Raw genomic sequence first — 18,205 nt, 5'->3', positions numbered from 1 at the left:
CCCCGCCAGCGTGACCACTGCGTCAGGCGGTGGCCGGTTTGAGTGCGGCGCGTCCGCCCAGCGGCAGGAAGGCCAGCAGGTTCCCCGCCAACACCAGGCCCAGGCCGGCGAAGGCCGGCGCCGTCCAGTGGTAGCCCTCGTAGATGGTCGACAAGGTCAGCGCGACGACGGGGAACAGCACCGTCGAGTAGGCCGCCCGGTCCGGCCCGATCCGTCCCACCAATATCAAGTACGCAGTGAATCCCACCACCGATCCGATCATCGCCAGGTACAGCAGCGAGGCCAGATAGCGCGTGTCCGGCGCCAGCGCGAACGGCATGCCGAGCGCCAGCGCGGCGACGCCGAGGATGCTGGCGCCGATCAGCATGGCCCAGCTGTTGGTCAGCCATGGCGTCAGGCCGAGCGCCTGCATGCGGCTCGACAGCAAATTCCCGCAGGAGAAGCACAGCGTGCCGAGCAGGGCCAGGGCCAGGCCGAGCAGCATGGCGCTGTCGTGCCAATGGCCGCGCATCTGCGGCAGGAACAGCAGGACGATGCCGGCCAATCCCAGCAGGGCGCCCAGCATCACCTGCGGCCGGATGGCGCGGCCGAGAAAGAGCCGGCCGTTGATGGCGTTCCACAGCGGCGCGGTGGAGAACACCACGGCGACCAAGCCGCTGGGCACCCACTGGCTGGCGTAGTAGAAGCACAGGAAGTTACAGCAGAACAGGGACAGGCCCTGCGCCAGCAGATAGCGCCAGGCCTGGCGCGGCGGCCAGACGGGTTGGCGGCGCAGCAGCAGGAAGGCCATCAGCATGGCGCTGGCGAGCCAGAAGCGGTAGGCGATCGACACCGGGGCCGGCACCACGCCGAGCTGGAAGGTGATGGCGATCCAGGTGGTGCCCCAGATTAGCACGGTGAGCAGGTAGAGGAAAACGTTCATTGGGTTGACACCTTGGGCGGGCTGCATGACAGCGGAGCGACCAGTGTGGAACGCTGCGGCGGGTGTCAGTTGTCTGGGCTTGCGCAGTATCGCGGCACTTGTCTGGGCTTGCGCTTTTTGCCGCCGGCGCGGGCGGGGGCGGCTAGCGTCATGCTAGACTTGGCCTTATCTTTTTGCCACTTGCGGCCATTCCCTTGTCCCTTCGCCCAGCCATGCCACGCGCCTCCTCCCTCACTACCGCCGCCACCGCCAAGGCGGCGGCAGCCCGCCCCGTCGGCCAGCCCGGCGCGGCGGGCGCGGTGGCTCACGCCGTGTTCAACACCATGGCCTCGACCGAGGCGACGCTGGAGCGTTTCGCCGTGCTGGGCGATGGCTTGGCGGTGGCGATCTGGCAGCGTGACACGCGCGAGGCGCAGACCACCTACAAGCAACCCGGCCACCACACGCTGTCCTACTACATGGGTGGCGGCTACCACACTTCGCGCGGCGAGCGGCCCGGCCTGTATGGCGCGCCGCGCCTGCTGTGCACCATGCCGGACTGGCACGAGTCGAGCTGGATGGTGCGCGGCCCGCTGCGCTTCCTGCACCTGTACTTCATGCCGGAGCACTTCACCCGCCGCGCCGTGGTGGAGCTGGACCGCGAGCCGCGCGAGCTGACCCTGGCCGACCGCACCTACTTCGAGGACGGCCGCATCGACCGCCTGTGCGAGGCGCTGGTGCGCCTGCCCTGGGACGGCGCCGACCAGCAGCTGCGCGCCAACGAGCTGGCGCACGCCACGCTGAGCGAGCTGCTGCAGTCGCAGTCGGCGCAGAAGCGCCAGGACGGCCGCCTGCGCGGCGGCCTGGCACCGTTGGTGCGGCGCCGGTTGGCCGACTACATCGAGGACAATCTGGGAAGTGGCATCACGCTGGGCATGCTGGCGCAGCAGGCCAATCTGTCGGAGTTCCACCTGGCGCGCATGTTCCGCATCTCCTTCGGCATGCCGCCGTCGGCGTGGATCGCGGCGCGCCGGCTGGACCGTGCGCGTGCGCTGTTGAAGGGCGGCGAGCTGCCGCTGCAGCAGGTGGCCGACGCCTGCGGCTACGCCGACCTGAGTCATTTCAGCCACCGCTTCCGCGACGGCGTCGGCGTGCCGCCCAGCCGCTACCGCAGCATCGTCGGCGTCGCGGCGGCACCCCAAAGCTAAAGCGCTAAACCCACAGGCGTAAATCTGGGGTCGGACCCGCGGGGTCTGACCCCGGCTTTCTGCCTTTGGGTGGTTTTGCAGTCGCCGGCGCCTTCATTTAGCGGCGCCCAACCGACGCTCAGAGCATCTCGGCGATCATCGCGACGATCTCGTCGCCGTAGGAGGCCAGCTTCTTCTCGCCGACGCCGGACACGCCGCGCAGCTCGTCGAGCGAGGTCGGCTTGGCCTTGGCGATCTCGCGCAGCGTGGCGTCGACGAAGATCACATAGGCCGGCACGTTGTGGGTGCGCGCCGTCTCGACGCGCCACCAGCGCAGCTTGTCGAAGATGGCCTGCTCGGAGTTCGACAGGTCGGTCTCCGCATAGCCCTTCGAGGCGGTGGTCGGGCGCTTTTGCTTGACCGGCTTCTGGTACTGGCGCAGTTGCACCTTCTGGCCGCCCTTGAGCACCGGGCGCGCCGCGTCGGTCAGCTTGAGCGAACTGTATTGTTCGTGGTCGACGGTGACCAGGCCGAGGGCGATGGTCTGGCGCAGGATGGCGCGCCATTCCTGCTCGCTGCGGTCGGCGCCGATGCCGAACACCGACAGCGAGTCGTGGTGCCAGGTCTTGATGCGTTCCGTCTCGACGCCGCGCAGCACCTCGATGGTGTGGCCGGCGGCGAAGCGCTGGTCGACCCGGTAGATGGCCGACAGCAGCTTCTGCACCGGCACCGTGCCGTCGAAGGAGACGGGCGGGATCAAACAGGTGTCGCAGTTGCCGCAGGGCGAGGACTGCTCGCCGAAGTAGTCGAGCAGGCGCACGCGGCGGCAGCTCAAGGTCTCGCACAGGCCGAGCATGGCGTCGAGCTTGGTGCCGAGCACGCGCTTGAAGGTCTCGTCGGCCTCGGACTCGTCGATCATGCGCCGCTGCAGCACCACGTCCTGCAGGCCGTAGGCCATCCAGGCGTCGGCCGGGGCGCCGTCGCGGCCGGCGCGGCCGGTCTCCTGGTAGTAGCCCTCGATGCTTTTCGGTAGGTCGAGGTGGCAGACGAAGCGCACGTCCGGCTTGTCGATGCCCATGCCGAAGGCGATGGTGGCGACCATCACGATGTTCTCTTCGCGCAGGAAGCGGGCCTGGTGCTTGCTGCGTTTGGCGTGCTCCATGCCGGCGTGGTAGGCCAGCGCGCGGATGCCGTTCTCGTTGAGGAACTCGGCGGTCTCCTCGACCTTCTTGCGCGACAGGCAGTAGACGATGCCGCAGTCGCCACCGTGTTCGCTGGTGATGAAGTCGAGCAGCTGCTTGCGGCCGTTGCCCTTCTCGACGATCTGGTAGCGGATGTTGGGCCGGTCGAAGGACGAGACGAACTGCATCGCGTCGTCGAGCTGCAGGCGGTGGGCGATCTCGGCGCGGGTCTGCTGGTCGGCGGTAGCCGTCAGCGCGATGCGCGGCACGTCGGGGAACTGCTCGTGCAGGATCGACAGCTTGATGTACTCGGGGCGGAAGTCGTGGCCCCATTGCGACACGCAGTGCGCCTCGTCGATGGCGAACAGGGCGATCTTCGAGTTCTGGAACAGGTTCAGGCAGCGCTCGGTCATCAGCCGCTCGGGGGCGACGTAGACCAGGTCGATCTCGCCGCTGCGCACCAGGCGCTCGATGCGGCTGGCTTCCTCGTAGGTCTGGGTCGAGTTGAGGAAGGCGGCGCGCACGCCGACTTCGGCCAGCGCGTCGACCTGGTCCTGCATCAGCGCGATCAGCGGCGAGACCACCACGCCGACGCCGTCGCGCAGCAGGGCCGGGATCTGGTAGCACAGCGACTTGCCGGCGCCGGTCGGCATCAGCACCAGGGCGTCGCCGCCGTTGCTGACGTGTTCGACGATCTGCGCCTGCTGGCCGCGGAAGGCCGGGTAGCCGAAGACGGTCTGCAGCTGGTGCAGCGCGCGCGCTGAGGTGTCCTGCTCGTTCATATGCTTCTGACTCTTTACTTTGGTTAGTCGACCGTTAGTCGACCCAGACCACCAGGCCGTAGTGCGCGGTGACGATCACCACCAGGCCGAAGACGATGCGGTACCAGGCGAAGATGGTGAAGTCGTGGCTGCTGATGTAGCGCAGCAGCCAGCGCACGCACAGGAAGGCGGAGGCGAAGGCGGCCACGGTGCCGATGCCGAATAGCGGCAGGTCGGCGGCCGACAGCAGGGCGCGCTCCTTGTACAGCGAATACACGGTGGCGCCGAGCAGGGTCGGAATGGCCAGGAAGAAGGAGAACTCGGTGGCCACCTTGCGCGACAGGCCGAACATCATGCCGCCGATGATGGTGGCGCCGGAGCGGCTGGTGCCGGGGATCAGGGCGAAGGCCTGGGCGATGCCCATCTTCAGGGCGTCGAGCGGGCTCATGTCGTCGACCGAGTGGACCCGCACGGCGACCGGGTTGGCCTTGGCGTGGCGCTCGACCAGCAGGATGACGACGCCGCCGACGATGAAGGCCAGCGCCACCGGCAGCGGCTTGAACAGCACCGCCTTGATGGCCTTGCCGAACACCAGGCCGAGGGCGGCCAGCGGCACGAAGGCGATGGCGACGTTGACGGCGAAGCGTTGCGACTTGGCGTCGCTGAACAGGCCGCGCAGCACGCTGCGGATGCGCTCGCGGTATTCCCAGCAGACGGCGAAGATGGCGCCGGCCTGGATGACGATCTCGAACACTTTCATCTTTTCCTCCATGCCCTGGAAGTTGAGCAGGCTGTCGGCCAGGATCAGGTGGCCGGTGGAGGAGATGGGCAGGAACTCGGTGAAGCCTTCAACCAAGCCCATGACCAGGGCCTTAAGCGCGAGAATGATATCCATGAATTATTGTTCTAACACGTACTAATTGGGAACGGGAAACAGCCGGGCGCGTGGCCGCAGGCTGCGCGGGTTCGCAGCTTACCATGAGCGGGCGGCGCATTCATCAATACGGCTCAGGCGGAAGCGGTTTTTTGTGCGGCGCAGCGCGGCAGACGGCGGCGGCGCGCGCCCGGTTCCGGCGTCCGGCGCACGTTAGCAATGATAAATTAATAACTATCGTATATGCTGGATAGACGCCGCTGCGGCGGCCGGGCTAAGGTAAATTCATTGCAACTTTTAGGAGGACGTATGCGATTTGGCGGACATAACAATCGTCGGGATTGGCGTATTCTCGTTGCCGTCGGCGCGCTTCTTGGCGGCCTCGGCGCACCGGTGCAGGCGCAGGCGCCGGCCGCCCAACCGGCGCCGGCGCGCCCGGCGCTGCCACCGCCGCAAACCTACGAGATCAAGCTGAGCGGCATGCCGGCCGCCGCCCCCGCTGGCGGGCCGGGATGGACGGGGTCGATCATCATCGGCGCCTTGCTGGCCGGGGTGGCGTCGATCATCACAACGCTGATGGGGCTGGAAAAGCGGGCGCAACTCGAGACGCAGTTGCAGAGTGACCGGCATCTGCACGAGGAAAAACTCCGCGAAGCGGAGGAGTTGCACAAGAGCGAGCTGGCGCGGCAGGAACGCGATGCCAACGAGCTGCTGCAGGCGACGGAACAGCAGTTTCAGCGCGCCAATCAACACAACATGTTGAGCCGGGAGGATCAAAAGATCCAGGCCGAGCTTGAGCGGCTTCGGCTGAGCGCCTCGACGTCCGGCGTAGAGCTCGAGCTGGCCGCCATCCGCCTGGTGCGGGAACGCGAGTTGGAGGCGGCCAAGCTGATCCACCTGTTCTTCGACAAGCTCACCAGCACCAACGAGACCGAGCGCGACCTCGCCCTGTTGGCGCTCGGCGACTCGGTCGATGCCGACTTGCACAAGATTCTGGTGAAGCAGAGCGCCGCCGATGCCGATGCCGCAAGCGCATCGGCGGCGCCGGCCCAGCCGGTCGAGCCAACCGGCGAGACGGTCAAGGTCAATTTGCGCGACCTGTTGTAGGACTCCAGCCGTGCTTGGACCCGCTCATGCAATTGCCGAGTAGTCCTCGACACGAGTGCTTAAATTTACAGCAGCTCGTCACCAGCGCGGGCAAACTCAGCCGTGTTTATAAGTGATTTGGGGCAGGTGGCGCGCTCCAAATCGCTTAGCCACCGAATAGCGTCACCGCGGCTGGTTCCGCACATTTCCGCCGACGGCTGCAGGCCGCCGCAAAATGCCGGCCGCTCGGGCCGGCCGAAGATCAGGCAGCGATTATCGTCCGCCAATTGGATGCAGCGCACGCCGGCCGGCTTGCCGTTGGGCATGCCCGGAATCGGGCTGGTGATCGACGGGGCGGTGCAGCAGGCGCCGCAGCTGGGGCGGCAGGCGAGGGGGGCGGGGATAGCGTTCATGGTCAGACTCGGGCGACGCCGCAGCGGCGCGGCGGGCAAGGCACTATTTTACCCGGCTTCGCCGGCCGGCCCCGGCCCCGGTCCCGGCCCCGGCCCCGACCCCGGCCCCGGCCCCGGCCCCGGCCCCGGCCCCGACGTTGGCGCCAGCGCCGCCAGCCAGTCGGCCACCTGGCGCGCCACCCAGGCGCCGGCGTCGAGCGGCAGGTCGTGGCCGGCGTCCGGGTGCGCGCGGTAGGGCGCGCGCCAGGCCGCCGCCAGCCGTTGCGAGCAACGCGGGTCGACCAGGCGGTCGCCGGCGCCGGCCAGCACCAGCAGCGGCACCTGCGGCCGCGCCGCCGGGGCGCGGTAGCGCGCCGCCGACAGCAACTGGCGCAGCGCGTTGGCGCGGCCCACCGGATACTGCCGCTGGTAGTCCAACCACTGCGCCAGCAGCTCGGCGCGCGGGCCGTCGCGGCTGGTCAGGCGCAGGATCAACTCCTCCCGGCGGCGCGCGCCGCCGCGCAGCAGCAGGGCGGCGATGGCGCCGTAGTTCTGCCAGCGCAGCCGCTGGTGGAAGGGGCTGAACGGCCGCATGCTGGTGTTGAGCAGCACACCAGCGGCCAGCTCGCCCGGGTGGCGCGCGGCCCACTCGACCGCCACCATGCCGCCCAGCGACAGCGCCAGCAGGTGGTGGGGCGGCGCCAGGCCGCGCGCGGCCAGGTCGGCGCGGCAGAACTCGACCATGTCGGCCACCCGCGTCGCGCTGCGCAGGCGGTGGCGCGTGCCGTTGCCGGGCAGGTCGGGCGTGACGACGACGGCGTCCGGCAGCGCCTGCGCCAACAGGTCTGGGAAACCGCCCCAGTGGCGCTGTTCGCGCATCAGGCCGCGCAGCAGCACCCAGCTGCTCATGCGCCGTACCAGCGCGCCAGCGCGCGGCGCTGCTGGTCCTTGCGCGCCAGTCCCTGCGGCGTCCAGCGGGCGTGGCTGGCGGCGGCGCGCATCAGGAAGTCGAACCACACCAGGTGGCGCCGCAGCACGCGTTGCAGGCGGTGGGTGGCGGTCGGGTTGAAGATGGCGATGCGGTTGAACAGCTGGCGCGGGTTCTTCTTGACCCACAGCCAGGAGCCCATCTCCAGCGTCAGCGGCAGGAACACGCGCTCGTTGTGGCTGGTGCCGTTCAGGTACAGGTAGTCCCACAGGTCGCCGTGGGTGCGGTACTGCCGGCTCTGCGGCTCGAACACGTAGTTGTGGTTGGGGTAGCTCTCGCTGAACAGCTCCTCCAGCGCGCCGACCTCGGCCAGGTGGGGGATCGGCACCTTGGTGTGGGCGTGCGGGAACCAGATGCGGTCGCGCAGGCCGAAGCCGGAGTGGCAGTCGAGCGCCATGCTGAACCGGCGCGGCAGCAGCTCGCGCTCGACCAACTGGCAGACGGCGCGGCTCTCGGCCTCCATCGGCGCGCCGGCGGCGCCGCGATACCAGGGCAGGTGGCGGCTGTAGCGCTGGCCGCCCAGCATGAAGGGCACCTTTTCGAGCGCCGACAGCGGCGCGTTGCGCATCAGGTCGACGCCCTGCGGGTTGCAGCGGGTGGCCTGCCACATGCCGCCCGGGTTCACCAGCGGCATGAAGACCAGCCGCAGCGACTGCAACTGCTGGTGCAGCGTGTGGTCCCAGCGCAGCCGCGCCAGCAGGCTCTCCAGGAAGGACAGCAGGATCTGGCTGCCGATGCGTTCGAGGCCGTGGATGCCGCCGAAGAAGCCCAGCGCCGGCACCGCCGGGTCCGGGTTGCCGATGGCCAGCGAGTAGACCGGGAACTGGCGCCCGTCGATGGCCACGGTGCATGGCGTGTCGACCTGAAAATGTCCGGCGCCGGCGTCGATCAGGCGCTTCAGGGTGATCAGTTCGGGCAGGTTCTTCTCGATCATGGGCGCGGCGCAAAAAGGAAGTGTCCGCCAGTGTAGCCGCTTGCTCGGCCGCTGTCTGTTTTGCCTGCGCCGCCGGATCGATGCTTGCCGCCCGCCTAGGCTGCGCCATGGCGCCGGCGCCCCGCGGTAAAATCGCCCCCTGCGCCATCCGGCCGCGTCGCCCCGTTCGAAGAGGAGTCACACCATGTCCACAGCCCAGCCCATCCCGCGTATTGGAAAATTCTTGTTGTGCGCCCTGCTGCTGCTGGGCGGCGCGGCCGAGGCCAGGAAGCCGGAGCAGCAGGGCGCCGGCGTCGGCAGCCGGCCCGGCCAGTTCGATTACTACGCCGTCTCGCTGAGCTGGTCGCCGTCGTTCTGCGCCGGCCACAACGATCCGAACCAGTGCGCCAGCGGACGCCGCCTCGGCTTCGTGCTGCACGGCCTGTGGCCGCAGTGGCAGAAGGGCTATCCGCAGAACTGCTCGACGCAGGCGCTGCCGGCCGAGGTGCGCGCCAAGTACGCCGCGCTGTACCCCTCGCCCAGCCTGATCGGCCACGAGTGGTCCAAGCACGGCACTTGCTCCGGCCTGGAACCGGCCGCCTATTTCGAGCTGAGCGCCAAGCTCAAGCAGCAGTTGGCGATCCCGCCGCAGTTCCAGACGCCGAGCGCGCCGGTGCGCGTCAACAACGCCGAATTCGGCGCCGCCTTCCAGCAGGCCAACCCCGGCCTGGCCGCGCACGCCGTGCTGCCGTTCTGCAGCGGCGGCGGCCGCTTCCTGCAGGAGCTGCACGCCTGCTACGGCAAGGACGGCGTCTCGCTGAGCTGCTCGGCCAACGAGGTCAAGCGCTCCAACCACAGCTGCGGCCAGGACTCCTTCCTGCTGCCCAGCGTGCGCTAATCCCCGTTAGCGCACGCTCAGGAAGATCGGATTCGAATAGAACCACAGGCTGGCGTAGTTACGGTCGTTGATGTCGTTGAAGCGTTGCTGGTGGTCGGCCGTCTCGGTTTTGGCGTCGGCCAGCGGTTCGCCGTTCTGCGTCTTGCCCGGCACGTCGACGCCGAGGTTGCTGCCGCGCAGGCGGAAGTATTGGCTCTTGCCCGCCGTGAAGGTGTAGCTGACGCTGGCGTAGCCGTCGGCGCCCAGCGTCCAGTCGGCGCTGGTGAAGCGCTTGAGCACCCGCGTGCTCGGATTGACCGCCACGCCGTAGGCCGGCGTGCCCGGCGCCGCCCTGGCGCCGACGTCGCCGGCGATCAGGTCGACGTGGTCGACCAGCGGTTTGACGCCGGCCGCCACGCCGCTGTTGATCGGCTTCTCGTAGTTGTTCTTGGCCGGGCTCTTGAAGCGGATGGTGACGGTGACCTGCTCGCCGGCCGCCGCCTTCAGCTCGCCGCCCATCTCCTGCCGCTCGCCACCCTTGCTCAGCTGGAAGTCGAGCGCGTTGATCAGGTCGCCGAAGACGGCGAACGACTTGCCCGCGCGCAGGCCGTCGAGCAGGCCGGCGATGCCGTCGGCCTTCATCCACACATAATTCTTGGCGTACTCGCCGGGGAAATAGCCGCTGCTGTACAGCTCGGTTGTCTTGAAGTGGGCGTCCGAGTCCGCCACGTTCCAGATGCGCCGGCCCTCGCCGAGCAGCGCGTCCCACACCCCGCCGACCTGCGCCACCACGGCGTCGACCCCGCCGTAGACGCGCAGCGCGGCGTTGTCCGGCGTGCGGGCGGCGCCGTAGCCGCCCCGGTCCGGCTCCATCTGGTTGCCCACCATGCCCTCGATGGCGAAGAAGACGGACGGCGCCAAGTCGTTGAACTGGCGGAAGTCGTCGATGCGGTAGCTGCGGTTGCGCGAGGGATGGTTGATCACCGCGTAGCTGTTGTCGGGATAGTTGTCCTTGAGCCAGGCGAGCGCTTTCAGGCCGTCGTCGGCCGTGCTGAAGAAGCGCTGGCCGGCGTACTTGGCGCTCCAGGCGGCGACGTCGGCGGCGGCGAACAGGGCCGGGTCGCGGTTGGTGAACAGATACTCGAACTCGGCCACGCCACGGCTCGCCGTGGCCAGCTTGGCGCCGCCCTGGAACAGGCCGATGCCGATATGGTCGTGCTTCGGCATATCCCACTCGAAGCCGGAGAAGGCCAGCTTGTCGGCGTAGTTGCCGGCCGCCTGCAACGCGGCGATGCGCGGCAGCTCGTAGCGCTCGATGCCCTGCGCCATGGCGATCGGCGCGGGCAGGGCGGCGCCGTTGTTGTCGCGGGTCGAGGGGCGCAGGTGGTTGCTGACCGCCAGCCAGTCGAGGCCGTAGCTGGCGAAGGCCTTGCTCAGCAACAGGTCCAAGGTCTGCTCCTGGCCGGCGTCGGCCGACTGCGTGGTGTGGCTGTGTAAATCGCCGGTGCTCCACTTGCCGAGCGGGGCGGGCGGCGGCGGCGGCGGCGGGGCTGGCGTGGCGGCGGGCTGGTCGGACGAGCCGCAGCCGGCCGCGCCGAGGAGCAGGCCGAGGGCCAGGCCGGCCGGCACCGCCAGCGCCGTCAGGCGGGCGTGGCGGGAAGTGTTTGCTGTCGATTGCTGGTGCATGGCAGGTCCATCCGGGTAAGTTGAGCGGGGCGCGCGGGCGGCGGCGAGGTGGCCGCGCCGAGGCACTGGCAAGATGGTAGTGACCGCAGATGTCCGTGTGATGACACGCGGCAACAGAGTGCGCCGTCCCGGCGGCACAGCGGCCGCGCACAAGGAAAAATGCCCGGGCTCAGTTCGCACTGACCCCGGGCATTTTTTCGACCGCGCGCTGGAAAATTATTTCGCCAGCGGCGCCAGTTGTTGCAGGATCGCATACGCCGCCTTGATGCGGGCGGGAATCGGGTAGTTCTTGTTCGCCAGCATCACGATGCCGATTTTCTTCTCCGGCACGAAGGCCGCATAGTTGCTGAAGCCGCCGGTGGCGCCGGTCTTGTTGAACAGGGTGCCGCCGGACGGCGCCTGTGGCGGCGTCAGCGTGGTCAATGGCCGGGCTTCCGTGATCTCGGTGGAGGTGTTGCCGTCCAGCAGGCGCTGCAGGCTCAGCGGATAGGCATATTGCTCCCATCCCAGCCCCTGCACCATGTCGCCGGTCTTGAAGTAGCCCACATGGGTGCCCTCGACCGCGCGCCGCATCGGCCCCTCCAGCCGGCTCGGCTCGATGTTCAGCTGCACGAAACGGATCATGTCGGCGGCCGACGATTTGACGCCATAGGTTTGGTCGGCAAATATGTCGGGATTCGCCCGGACCGCTTTGTTGGCCCGGTTGTAGCCCCACGCATACTTGCCCATCGCGCTATTCGGCACATGAACATAGCTGCTCGTCAGGCCAAGTTGCGCAAACAGCTGGTGCTCCATGAGGTCGGCAAAATCACTCTTCAGCGCCAGCGCGGTGATATGGCCGAACAGGCCGATGCTGGGATTGGAGTAGCGGCGCAGCACGCCGGGCGCCGCCTCCGCTTGCCACTGCTGGAAGTAGCCGAGCATCTTGTCGTGCGCGAGTTCTTCGGGAAATTGTAGCGGCAGCCCGCCCGCCGTGTAGGTGGCCAGGTTGAGCAGGCTGGCCCGGTCGATCGCGCTGCCCTTCAACTGTGGCATGTATTTGCCGGGGTGTTCGTCGAGCGACAACTTGCCGCGCACCAGCGCGTAGGAGGCCAGCGTCGCCGTGAACGTCTTGCTGATCGAGCCGAGCTCGAACAAGGTCGCCTCGCTGACGGGGATGTTGGCCTCGCGCGAGGCGAGGCCGTAGTTGAAGAAGTAGGCCTGGCCATCGAGCGTCACGGCGACCGCCATGCCGGGCACGTCGTGCTCGGCCATGATGGGACGGATCTCCTTGTCGACGAAGGCGCGGATGGTCGCGGTGGAATCGTCGGCGGCCCAACCGCCGAGTGGAAGAAAAGCGGAAGAAACGAGGACGAAGGCAATGCGGTTGCGGAGTTTTGGCAAGCTGTTCATGGTGGGGTTTCTCTATGGTGACAGGTGTCGCTATTGTGCGACATGTGTCGCATGCAAGTCAAGGAGATGGATGAAATGGCCGGCGGGCGCTCCCGTTCGAGCCGCCACAGGCGGCTCAAATGTGCGGCAGCGCCGGCGGCGACGGTTGACGGGGTGTCTCGTGCGGGAAGCCACCATCGCACCCGACGAATGGGAAATAGCGCTACCCGACCGACGCCATCGCAAGCCTGAACATGGCGGCGCGCACAGCGATCAAGAATCGCGCTCACGGTCCGAACGACGAGGCGGCGGCCAAACGGCCATCTAGCTGACTTTATTCGTGTTTCAAGGTGCCGCGCATCAATCCTTGATTTCGCACCCGCCGCCGCCATTGCTCGGCCTACCGGTCAGGATGCCGTGGTAATGCGCCAGCGACTCGCGAATCTGGATGCCGCCGTCGGCGATGTCGTAGAAACGGATGTCCTTGCTGTGATCGCTGGCGCGCACCTTGACCACCGAGATCGCACGCTTGAACTGCCCCTCCAGCTCGACGTAGCGCTGCATGACAATGGCGTCGGCCAGGAAGGCGTTGCCGTAGGAGCTGAAGCGCAGCATGGTGTATTGGTCTTCCAATTCGGCCGTCATCAACACCGTCACGCCCATCGCCGTCAGCACCGCCACCATGCGGTACAGCGATTCGCGGAAATCGTCACGGAAGGAGGAGGCCAGGGCCAGCTCGAATCCCGACAGCGAATCGATCACCACCCGCTTGGCGCCCAGGCGCCCGATCATGGCCACCAGATCGTGCAGGATCTCGTCGATCGACAAGTCCAGCGTGCGGGTGTTGATCATGCCGACCTGGCCACTGTCTATCATGGCGTTGAGCTGGTGGCTGAGCAACTGGTTCGGACTCTTTTCAAACGCGGCGATCACCCCCGGTTCACCTTGGCGCACGCCCTCGGCCAGGAATTGTGTGGCCAGCACCGACTTGCCCGAGCCCGACGGCCCCACCAGCAACAGCGAATAGCTGGCCGGCACACCGCCGCCCATCATCTGGTCCAATTCCTTCACCCCGGTCGAGAGGCGCTGCTGGCCGGAAATCGTGATGGGAATGGCCATCTTCATCATGGCGCGGGGAAAGATCTGCACGCCGTCGTCGCCGATGCGGAAGGTGTGCACCCCCAGGCTTTGCGCCTGCCCGCGCATCTTGACCACCTGTATCTTGCGCACCAGCGCATCGCGGTGCACCTGCTGCGACATCCAGACGACGCCGTCGGCGACGGTGAACACGGGACTCGATTCGGCCTCCGGCACCAGGTATTCGCCGATCAGGAAGGTGGTCGCCAGCCAGCTGGTCATCTGCATGCCCAGTTGTTGCACAAAGTGCTGCAGACCCGCCCCGCCCGCCTCCATGCTGCGGGCCGACTGCACCACCGAACGGAAGGAGTCGACAAATACCAGGCTGGGCGAAAAATCGCGCACCTCGTCGGCGATGCGTGCCAGCACCCGGTCGAAGTCGCCCTCCAGCAGATCGGCCGCCAGATTGACGAACTTGATCGACTGGTTGACCTTGGCGATGTCGAAAAACGGGAACTGCTGCTGGTAGCGCAGCATCTTCAGCGGTGGCTCGCCGAGCACGGTAAAGAAGATCGCGCGCCGATCCGGACCCGCCAGCGAAAACATGATCTGGTGCGCCATCGTGGTCTTGCCGCTGCCGGGCGTGCCGGCAACCAGGTTGAACGAAAACTCGGGGATACCGCCACCCAGCAGTTCGTCCAGCCCCGGCACGCCTGTCGCCAGGCGCTGTATGTTCACTTTATTACTCATTGTTGGGCTTCCTTGCCGGCGTTATCCACAGTGTCATGTTCCCAGGCCGAACGCAGTAAGCTCATAGTCAGCAGCTCCCCTATCAACAGGATCAGCGTGTCGGTAAAAATAGTCAGCAAGGCGATGCTTGCCGCGCCGGCTTGCGCCGACTCTTGTTGGGCCAGGCATTCCTTGAGGCCGATGAATTGCTGGTCCGTCGCATCCGCCAGCCAGGGATGGTGCGCGCGCGCCAGATGCACGCTGCGCGCGTACAGCGAATGAAAACCGCCGTGGCCGATGATGGCGGCCAGTTCAAGCGCCAGCCGTTGCCACAGCAGGATGCTATCGTCCGCGATCATGTCGGGGCGGCGCAGCACATTGCGTGCGATGATCTGATGCCGCTCGTCGTCTTGTGTCGCCATAATTAGGTATTGATCACAGTGGGGCGAAAAAATCGCGCCTGTCCAGATGCTGGCGCGTGGGGTTAGGCGACATGCCGTTCAATCAAGGTCAGCAGCATGTCGATCGCCACCGGCTTGACCAGATAGTGCTTGAAACCGCTTTCGATGGCGCGCTCCCGGTCCGCCGCCAAATTATAGCCCGAGGTGGCGATAAAGTAGGGGGCCGTGCCGCTGTGCTCGGCGAGGATACGTTCCACCACGCTAAAACCATCGAGCCCCGGCAGACCGATATCGCAAATCAGCAGGTCATGGCGCTGGTTCAGGGCGCAGGCCACGGCGGTGATGCCGTCGAAACGCTGGGTCACCTGGTGGCCGGCCTGGTTCAACAGCAGGCTGAGCGTTTCATTGGCGTCCAGGTTGTCCTCGACCAGTAGGATTTTCCGCCGCCGTCCCGGCGCCGCCACCGCCACCGGCGCCTTGTCGACCAGCGGCGGCGGACACAGGGGCAGTGTCACCGTGAATTCGCTGCCCAGCCCGATGCCCTCGCTGCTCACCGTCACCGTGCCGCCATGCAACTCGACGAGCGCGCGCACCAGCGTCAGGCCGATGCCCAGCCCGCCCTGCGCCCGGTCTTTCGATTGCATGCCTTGGGTAAACATATCGAAGATGAAGGGCTGCAGCGCGGCCGTGATGCCGATGCCCTGGTCGCGCACGGCGATGCGCACCCACTGGTCCTGGACGTGCGCAATCAGTGTGACGGTTTCATTTTCCGGCGAAAACTTGGCCGCATTGTTCAGCAAATTGGAAAATACCTGCACCAGGCGCACCAGGTCGCCGCGGAGATGGATGTCGCCCTGCGGTAGTTCGACGCTGAGCCGCTGCTGCCGACTGTCGAACATGCCCTGGCTGCTTTCGACCGCCATCGCCACCACGTCGGCCAGCAGCAGCATGGATTTATCGAGGCCGATCTTGCCGCTGCTGACCCGTGAGGCGTCCAGCAAGTCGTCGACCAGACGCGCCAGATGGTTGATCTGGCGGCCGATGATGGCGTGCAGCCTGGGCAGGCTGCTGTGACTGTCGAGCAGCTTGCCGAGCAGTTCATTGGCCGAGACGATCGGCTGCAAGGGATTGCGCAACTCGTGCGCCAGCATGGACAGGAACTCGGTTTGGCGTTGCATGGACGCTTCGGCGCCGGCCTGCATGTCCTGCGCGCCGAACGTGGCCAGCACCAGGTTTTCATTGGCTTCGCGTAATTGCAGCACATGGCTTTGCAACACCTGGGATTGGTCTTTTTGCTGGCGCAAAAACTCGACCTGTTGCAGCAATTGCGCGATCAGCGCGCGCATCCGTTCAATTTCCCGGCTATGCAACTGCTGCAGCTCAAACGCCGCCATATCGCCGGTGGCAGTGACCGGTATGCCTGGTAGCACGGGCGCCGCAGGGTCAGTCATGATGAGGGAACAGCGACATAAAAAACTCGTCAAGAAAGTACGCTATCGCACTGATATCAATATCGCCGAAACAGCCATATTGCCGTATCGTCTACACCACTACAATACTCTGTATTGGTCATGACGGGGGAAATATAACGCGCCTGGCCGCCCGTCCTAACAATGCAGGCACGCCGCACCGGGCCGTGTCAGGAACGCGGCGAAGCCGTGCGCCGACAACGGCCGACTGAACAAATAGCCCTGCCCTTCCTGGCACTGGCGCGCGCACAGAAATTGCAACTGCTCGCGCTCCTCCACCCCCTCGGCCACCACCCGCTGCCCCAGGCTGCTGCCCATGGCGATCACCGCGCCGACAATCACGCCGTCGCCGCCGGAGGCGCCGATCTCGCGCACGAACGACTGGTCGATCTTCAACACGTCGATGGGAAACTGGTTCAGATAACTGAGGCTGGAATAGCCGGTGCCGAAATCGTCGATGGCCAGCATGACGCCGATCGCCTTCAACTCATGCAGGATCGCGGCGCTGGCGTTGACGTCGCGCATCAGCACGCCCTCGGTGATTTCCAGCTCCAGGCTGGACGGTGCCAGGCCGCTCTCGGCCAGCACGGCGCGCAGTCCGGCGACGAAATCGGTGTGACGGAATTCCAATGCCGAGATGTTGACCGCGACCGAACCGGGCCGCAGGCCGGCCAGGTTCCAGCGCTGCGCCTGCAAACACGCCTCGCGCAGCACCCAGCGCCCGATCGGCACGATCAAGCCGCATTCCTCCGCCACGGGAATAAAGCGCGCCGGCGCCACCGCGCCCTGTTCCGGGTGGGTCCAGCGCAGCAGCGCCTCCGAGCCGGTGATGGCGCCGGTGTGCAAATTGACCTTGGGTTGGTAGTACAGTTCGAATTCACCACGGTCGAGCGCCCGGTGCAGGTCGGCCTCCGTGCGCTGGCGTTCGACCGCGCGCAGATTCATCTCGGGACGGTAAAAACTGCAGCGGTCGCGGCCGTCGAGCTTGCCGTGATACATCGCCACGTCGGCATTGCGTATCAGCGTGTCGGCGTCGTCGCCGTCGTCGGGATAGATGCTGATGCCGATCGTCGCGCCGATGTGGACCACTTGTCCCGCCAACTGGTAGGGTTCGGCGATCGCCTTGCACATCTTGTCGGTCAGCTCGGACACCGCCCGCTCGTTGGCCACCTCCGTCAGCAGCACGACGAATTCATCACCGCCCTGGCGGCCCGCCGTGTCGCTGCCGCGCACCGCCGCCAGCAGGCGCTGCCCCACCTCCTGCAACAGTTGATCGCCCACCGCATGGCCAAGTGAGTCGTTGATCACCTTGAAGCGGTCCAGGTCGATAAACAGCACGGCCAGCCGGTGGCCCTTGCGTTGGGCCAGCGCGATCGCCTGCGCCAAGCGTTCCTTGAGCAATAAACGGTTCGGCAAATCGGTTAGGAAGTCGTGGTGCGCCATATGCCCCATGCGGTCGCGGGCCTGCTGGATCTGTTCGGCCATGGCCTGGGTCCGCACCGTCGTGATGACCAGATGCTCGTTGGCCTGGCGCAGCTTGACGATATGGCTTTCCAGCACGCGCTTCAGGCGTTCCGCCTCGCGCATGCCGCGCTCGTGATCGCCGACGCCGCTTTCGCGTGTGCCCAGGGTGTGCTCGCGCTCCTGCGCCAGGTTGTCGCGCTTGTCCATGGTTTCCTCGCGGGACCGCACCAGCGACTCTCGCGTCGACATCTGCCGTTCACGCACCAGCAATATCGTGTCGCGCGCCAAGGCGTCGACGCGCCGGTCGGCGATATCGTTGCGCTCGCCGAAGCCGCGCTCTGTGGGAAACGGCATACCGTTATTGCTCGTCATGGAGGGCCTTTATCGGGACTGACATGGAACGGATTGCAGCGCCATCGGCTCCACGTTGCGGTAGGGCTGATCGCGCCAACTGGCATCGAGCACGCCGGCGGTCAGCTGTTCGCCTACCAGCACCAGCAACAAATCATAAAAGATACGAAACAAGGCGGCGCTGCCCGCCACGGCCTCCGCCGCCGGACGGCCGGCCAGACGGTCGGCCAGACTGCCGGCCAGCGCCTCGAAATTCCCGCTCTCGAGCGCCATGCCGGGTCCCGCCGCCATCCACGGAAACGCTGTGCTGTTGAGATGCAGGCAGCGGACATACAGGATGGCAAAACCCTCCTTGCCGATAATGGGCGCCAGCTCATCCGTGATGGCGCGCCATAGTTGCGCCGAGCGCTGAGCCGACAAGCGCGACCTGTTCGTCTCCAACCAGGCCAGCACGGCATGCGGGTAGTAAGCATCAACTGTCATGTGTCCGTTCCATC

Annotated in this window: 16 protein-coding genes; 3 read left to right on the top strand and 13 right to left on the bottom strand. The window is 66.6% G+C overall.

Annotated elements, in window-relative coordinates:
- Nucleotides 1–22: 22 nt before the first annotated feature.
- Entirely contained in the window at nt 23–922 is a 900-nt protein-coding gene (locus H7U20_RS15170; protein WP_199759989.1) for a DMT family transporter, read from the bottom strand.
- A gap of 212 nt (nt 923–1,134) precedes the next feature.
- Between H7U20_RS15170 and H7U20_RS15165 the strand changes: the two genes are divergently transcribed.
- Complete coding sequence (locus H7U20_RS15165; protein ID WP_199760099.1) at nt 1,135–2,109, top strand: helix-turn-helix domain-containing protein; 975 nt, start codon at nt 1,135–1,137, stop codon at nt 2,107–2,109.
- 118 nt (nt 2,110–2,227) lie between these two features.
- On the opposite strand, the gene recQ is transcribed toward H7U20_RS15165, so the two are convergent.
- Nucleotides 2,228–4,051 (bottom strand): DNA helicase RecQ, encoded by a 1,824-nt coding sequence (gene recQ, locus H7U20_RS15160; protein WP_199759988.1) that lies wholly within the window; start codon nt 4,049–4,051, stop codon nt 2,228–2,230.
- A gap of 34 nt (nt 4,052–4,085) precedes the next feature.
- Entirely contained in the window at nt 4,086–4,925 is an 840-nt protein-coding gene (locus H7U20_RS15155; RefSeq protein WP_199759987.1) for an undecaprenyl-diphosphate phosphatase, read from the bottom strand.
- 288 nt (nt 4,926–5,213) lie between these two features.
- Between H7U20_RS15155 and H7U20_RS15150 the strand changes: the two genes are divergently transcribed.
- The gene (locus H7U20_RS15150; protein ID WP_199759986.1) at nt 5,214–6,011 is read left to right on the top strand and encodes a hypothetical protein; all 798 of its coding nucleotides are present in this window, start codon (nt 5,214–5,216) and stop codon (nt 6,009–6,011) included.
- 65 nt (nt 6,012–6,076) lie between these two features.
- Here H7U20_RS15150 and H7U20_RS15145 read toward each other — a convergent pair whose 3' ends face one another.
- The 3 genes from H7U20_RS15145 to H7U20_RS15135 are packed head-to-tail and all read right to left on the bottom strand — an operon-like array spanning nt 6,077 to nt 8,304.
- On the bottom strand, nt 6,077–6,403 hold the full coding sequence (locus H7U20_RS15145; protein WP_199759985.1) for a YkgJ family cysteine cluster protein: 327 nt from the start codon (nt 6,401–6,403) through the stop codon (nt 6,077–6,079).
- Nucleotides 6,404–6,451: 48 nt separating this feature from the next.
- On the bottom strand, nt 6,452–7,291 hold the full coding sequence (locus tag H7U20_RS15140) for an alpha/beta fold hydrolase (protein WP_199759984.1): 840 nt from the start codon (nt 7,289–7,291) through the stop codon (nt 6,452–6,454).
- On the bottom strand, nt 7,288–8,304 hold the full coding sequence (locus H7U20_RS15135; protein ID WP_199759983.1) for a M14 family zinc carboxypeptidase: 1,017 nt from the start codon (nt 8,302–8,304) through the stop codon (nt 7,288–7,290). The genes H7U20_RS15140 and H7U20_RS15135 overlap by 4 nt, the downstream gene beginning before the upstream one ends.
- Nucleotides 8,305–8,488: 184 nt before the next feature.
- Here H7U20_RS15135 and H7U20_RS15130 point away from each other — a divergent pair, with 184 nt between their 5' ends.
- Complete coding sequence (locus tag H7U20_RS15130) at nt 8,489–9,181, top strand: ribonuclease T2 family protein (protein ID WP_199759982.1); 693 nt, start codon at nt 8,489–8,491, stop codon at nt 9,179–9,181.
- 6 nt (nt 9,182–9,187) lie between these two features.
- On the opposite strand, the gene H7U20_RS15125 is transcribed toward H7U20_RS15130, so the two are convergent.
- The 7 genes from H7U20_RS15125 to H7U20_RS15095 all read right to left on the bottom strand — a co-directional run bounded on the left by H7U20_RS15125 (nt 9,188) and on the right by H7U20_RS15095 (nt 18,191).
- Complete coding sequence (locus H7U20_RS15125) at nt 9,188–10,846, bottom strand: CehA/McbA family metallohydrolase domain-containing protein (RefSeq protein ID WP_233410781.1); 1,659 nt, start codon at nt 10,844–10,846, stop codon at nt 9,188–9,190.
- Nucleotides 10,847–11,062: 216 nt separating this feature from the next.
- Nucleotides 11,063–12,238, bottom strand: coding sequence for a class C beta-lactamase (gene ampC, locus H7U20_RS15120; RefSeq protein WP_199759981.1), 1,176 nt, complete (start codon nt 12,236–12,238; stop codon nt 11,063–11,065).
- A 339-nt stretch (nt 12,239–12,577) separates the two neighbouring features.
- Complete coding sequence (locus H7U20_RS15115; RefSeq protein WP_199759980.1) at nt 12,578–14,044, bottom strand: ATPase domain-containing protein; 1,467 nt, start codon at nt 14,042–14,044, stop codon at nt 12,578–12,580.
- Entirely contained in the window at nt 14,041–14,445 is a 405-nt protein-coding gene (locus tag H7U20_RS15110) for a hypothetical protein (RefSeq protein ID WP_199759979.1), read from the bottom strand. The genes H7U20_RS15115 and H7U20_RS15110 overlap by 4 nt, the downstream gene beginning before the upstream one ends.
- Before the next feature lie 62 nt (nt 14,446–14,507).
- Complete coding sequence (locus H7U20_RS15105) at nt 14,508–15,770, bottom strand: hybrid sensor histidine kinase/response regulator (RefSeq protein ID WP_233410780.1); 1,263 nt, start codon at nt 15,768–15,770, stop codon at nt 14,508–14,510.
- Between the two features lie 261 nt (nt 15,771–16,031).
- Nucleotides 16,032–17,711 carry a putative bifunctional diguanylate cyclase/phosphodiesterase gene (locus tag H7U20_RS15100; protein WP_233410779.1) on the bottom strand — a complete coding sequence of 560 codons (1,680 nt, stop codon included), beginning with the start codon at nt 17,709–17,711 and terminating at the stop codon, nt 16,032–16,034.
- 27 nt (nt 17,712–17,738) lie between these two features.
- Nucleotides 17,739–18,191, bottom strand: coding sequence for a hypothetical protein (locus tag H7U20_RS15095; RefSeq protein ID WP_199759976.1), 453 nt, complete (start codon nt 18,189–18,191; stop codon nt 17,739–17,741).
- Between the last annotated feature and the right edge of the window lie 14 nt (nt 18,192–18,205).

This window comes from Rugamonas violacea (assembly GCF_016461825.1).
Lineage (GTDB): Bacteria > Pseudomonadota > Gammaproteobacteria > Burkholderiales > Burkholderiaceae_D > Rugamonas.
Note: the sequence above shows the minus strand (reverse complement) of the source record. Positions and strands in the feature narration are given on the sequence as shown.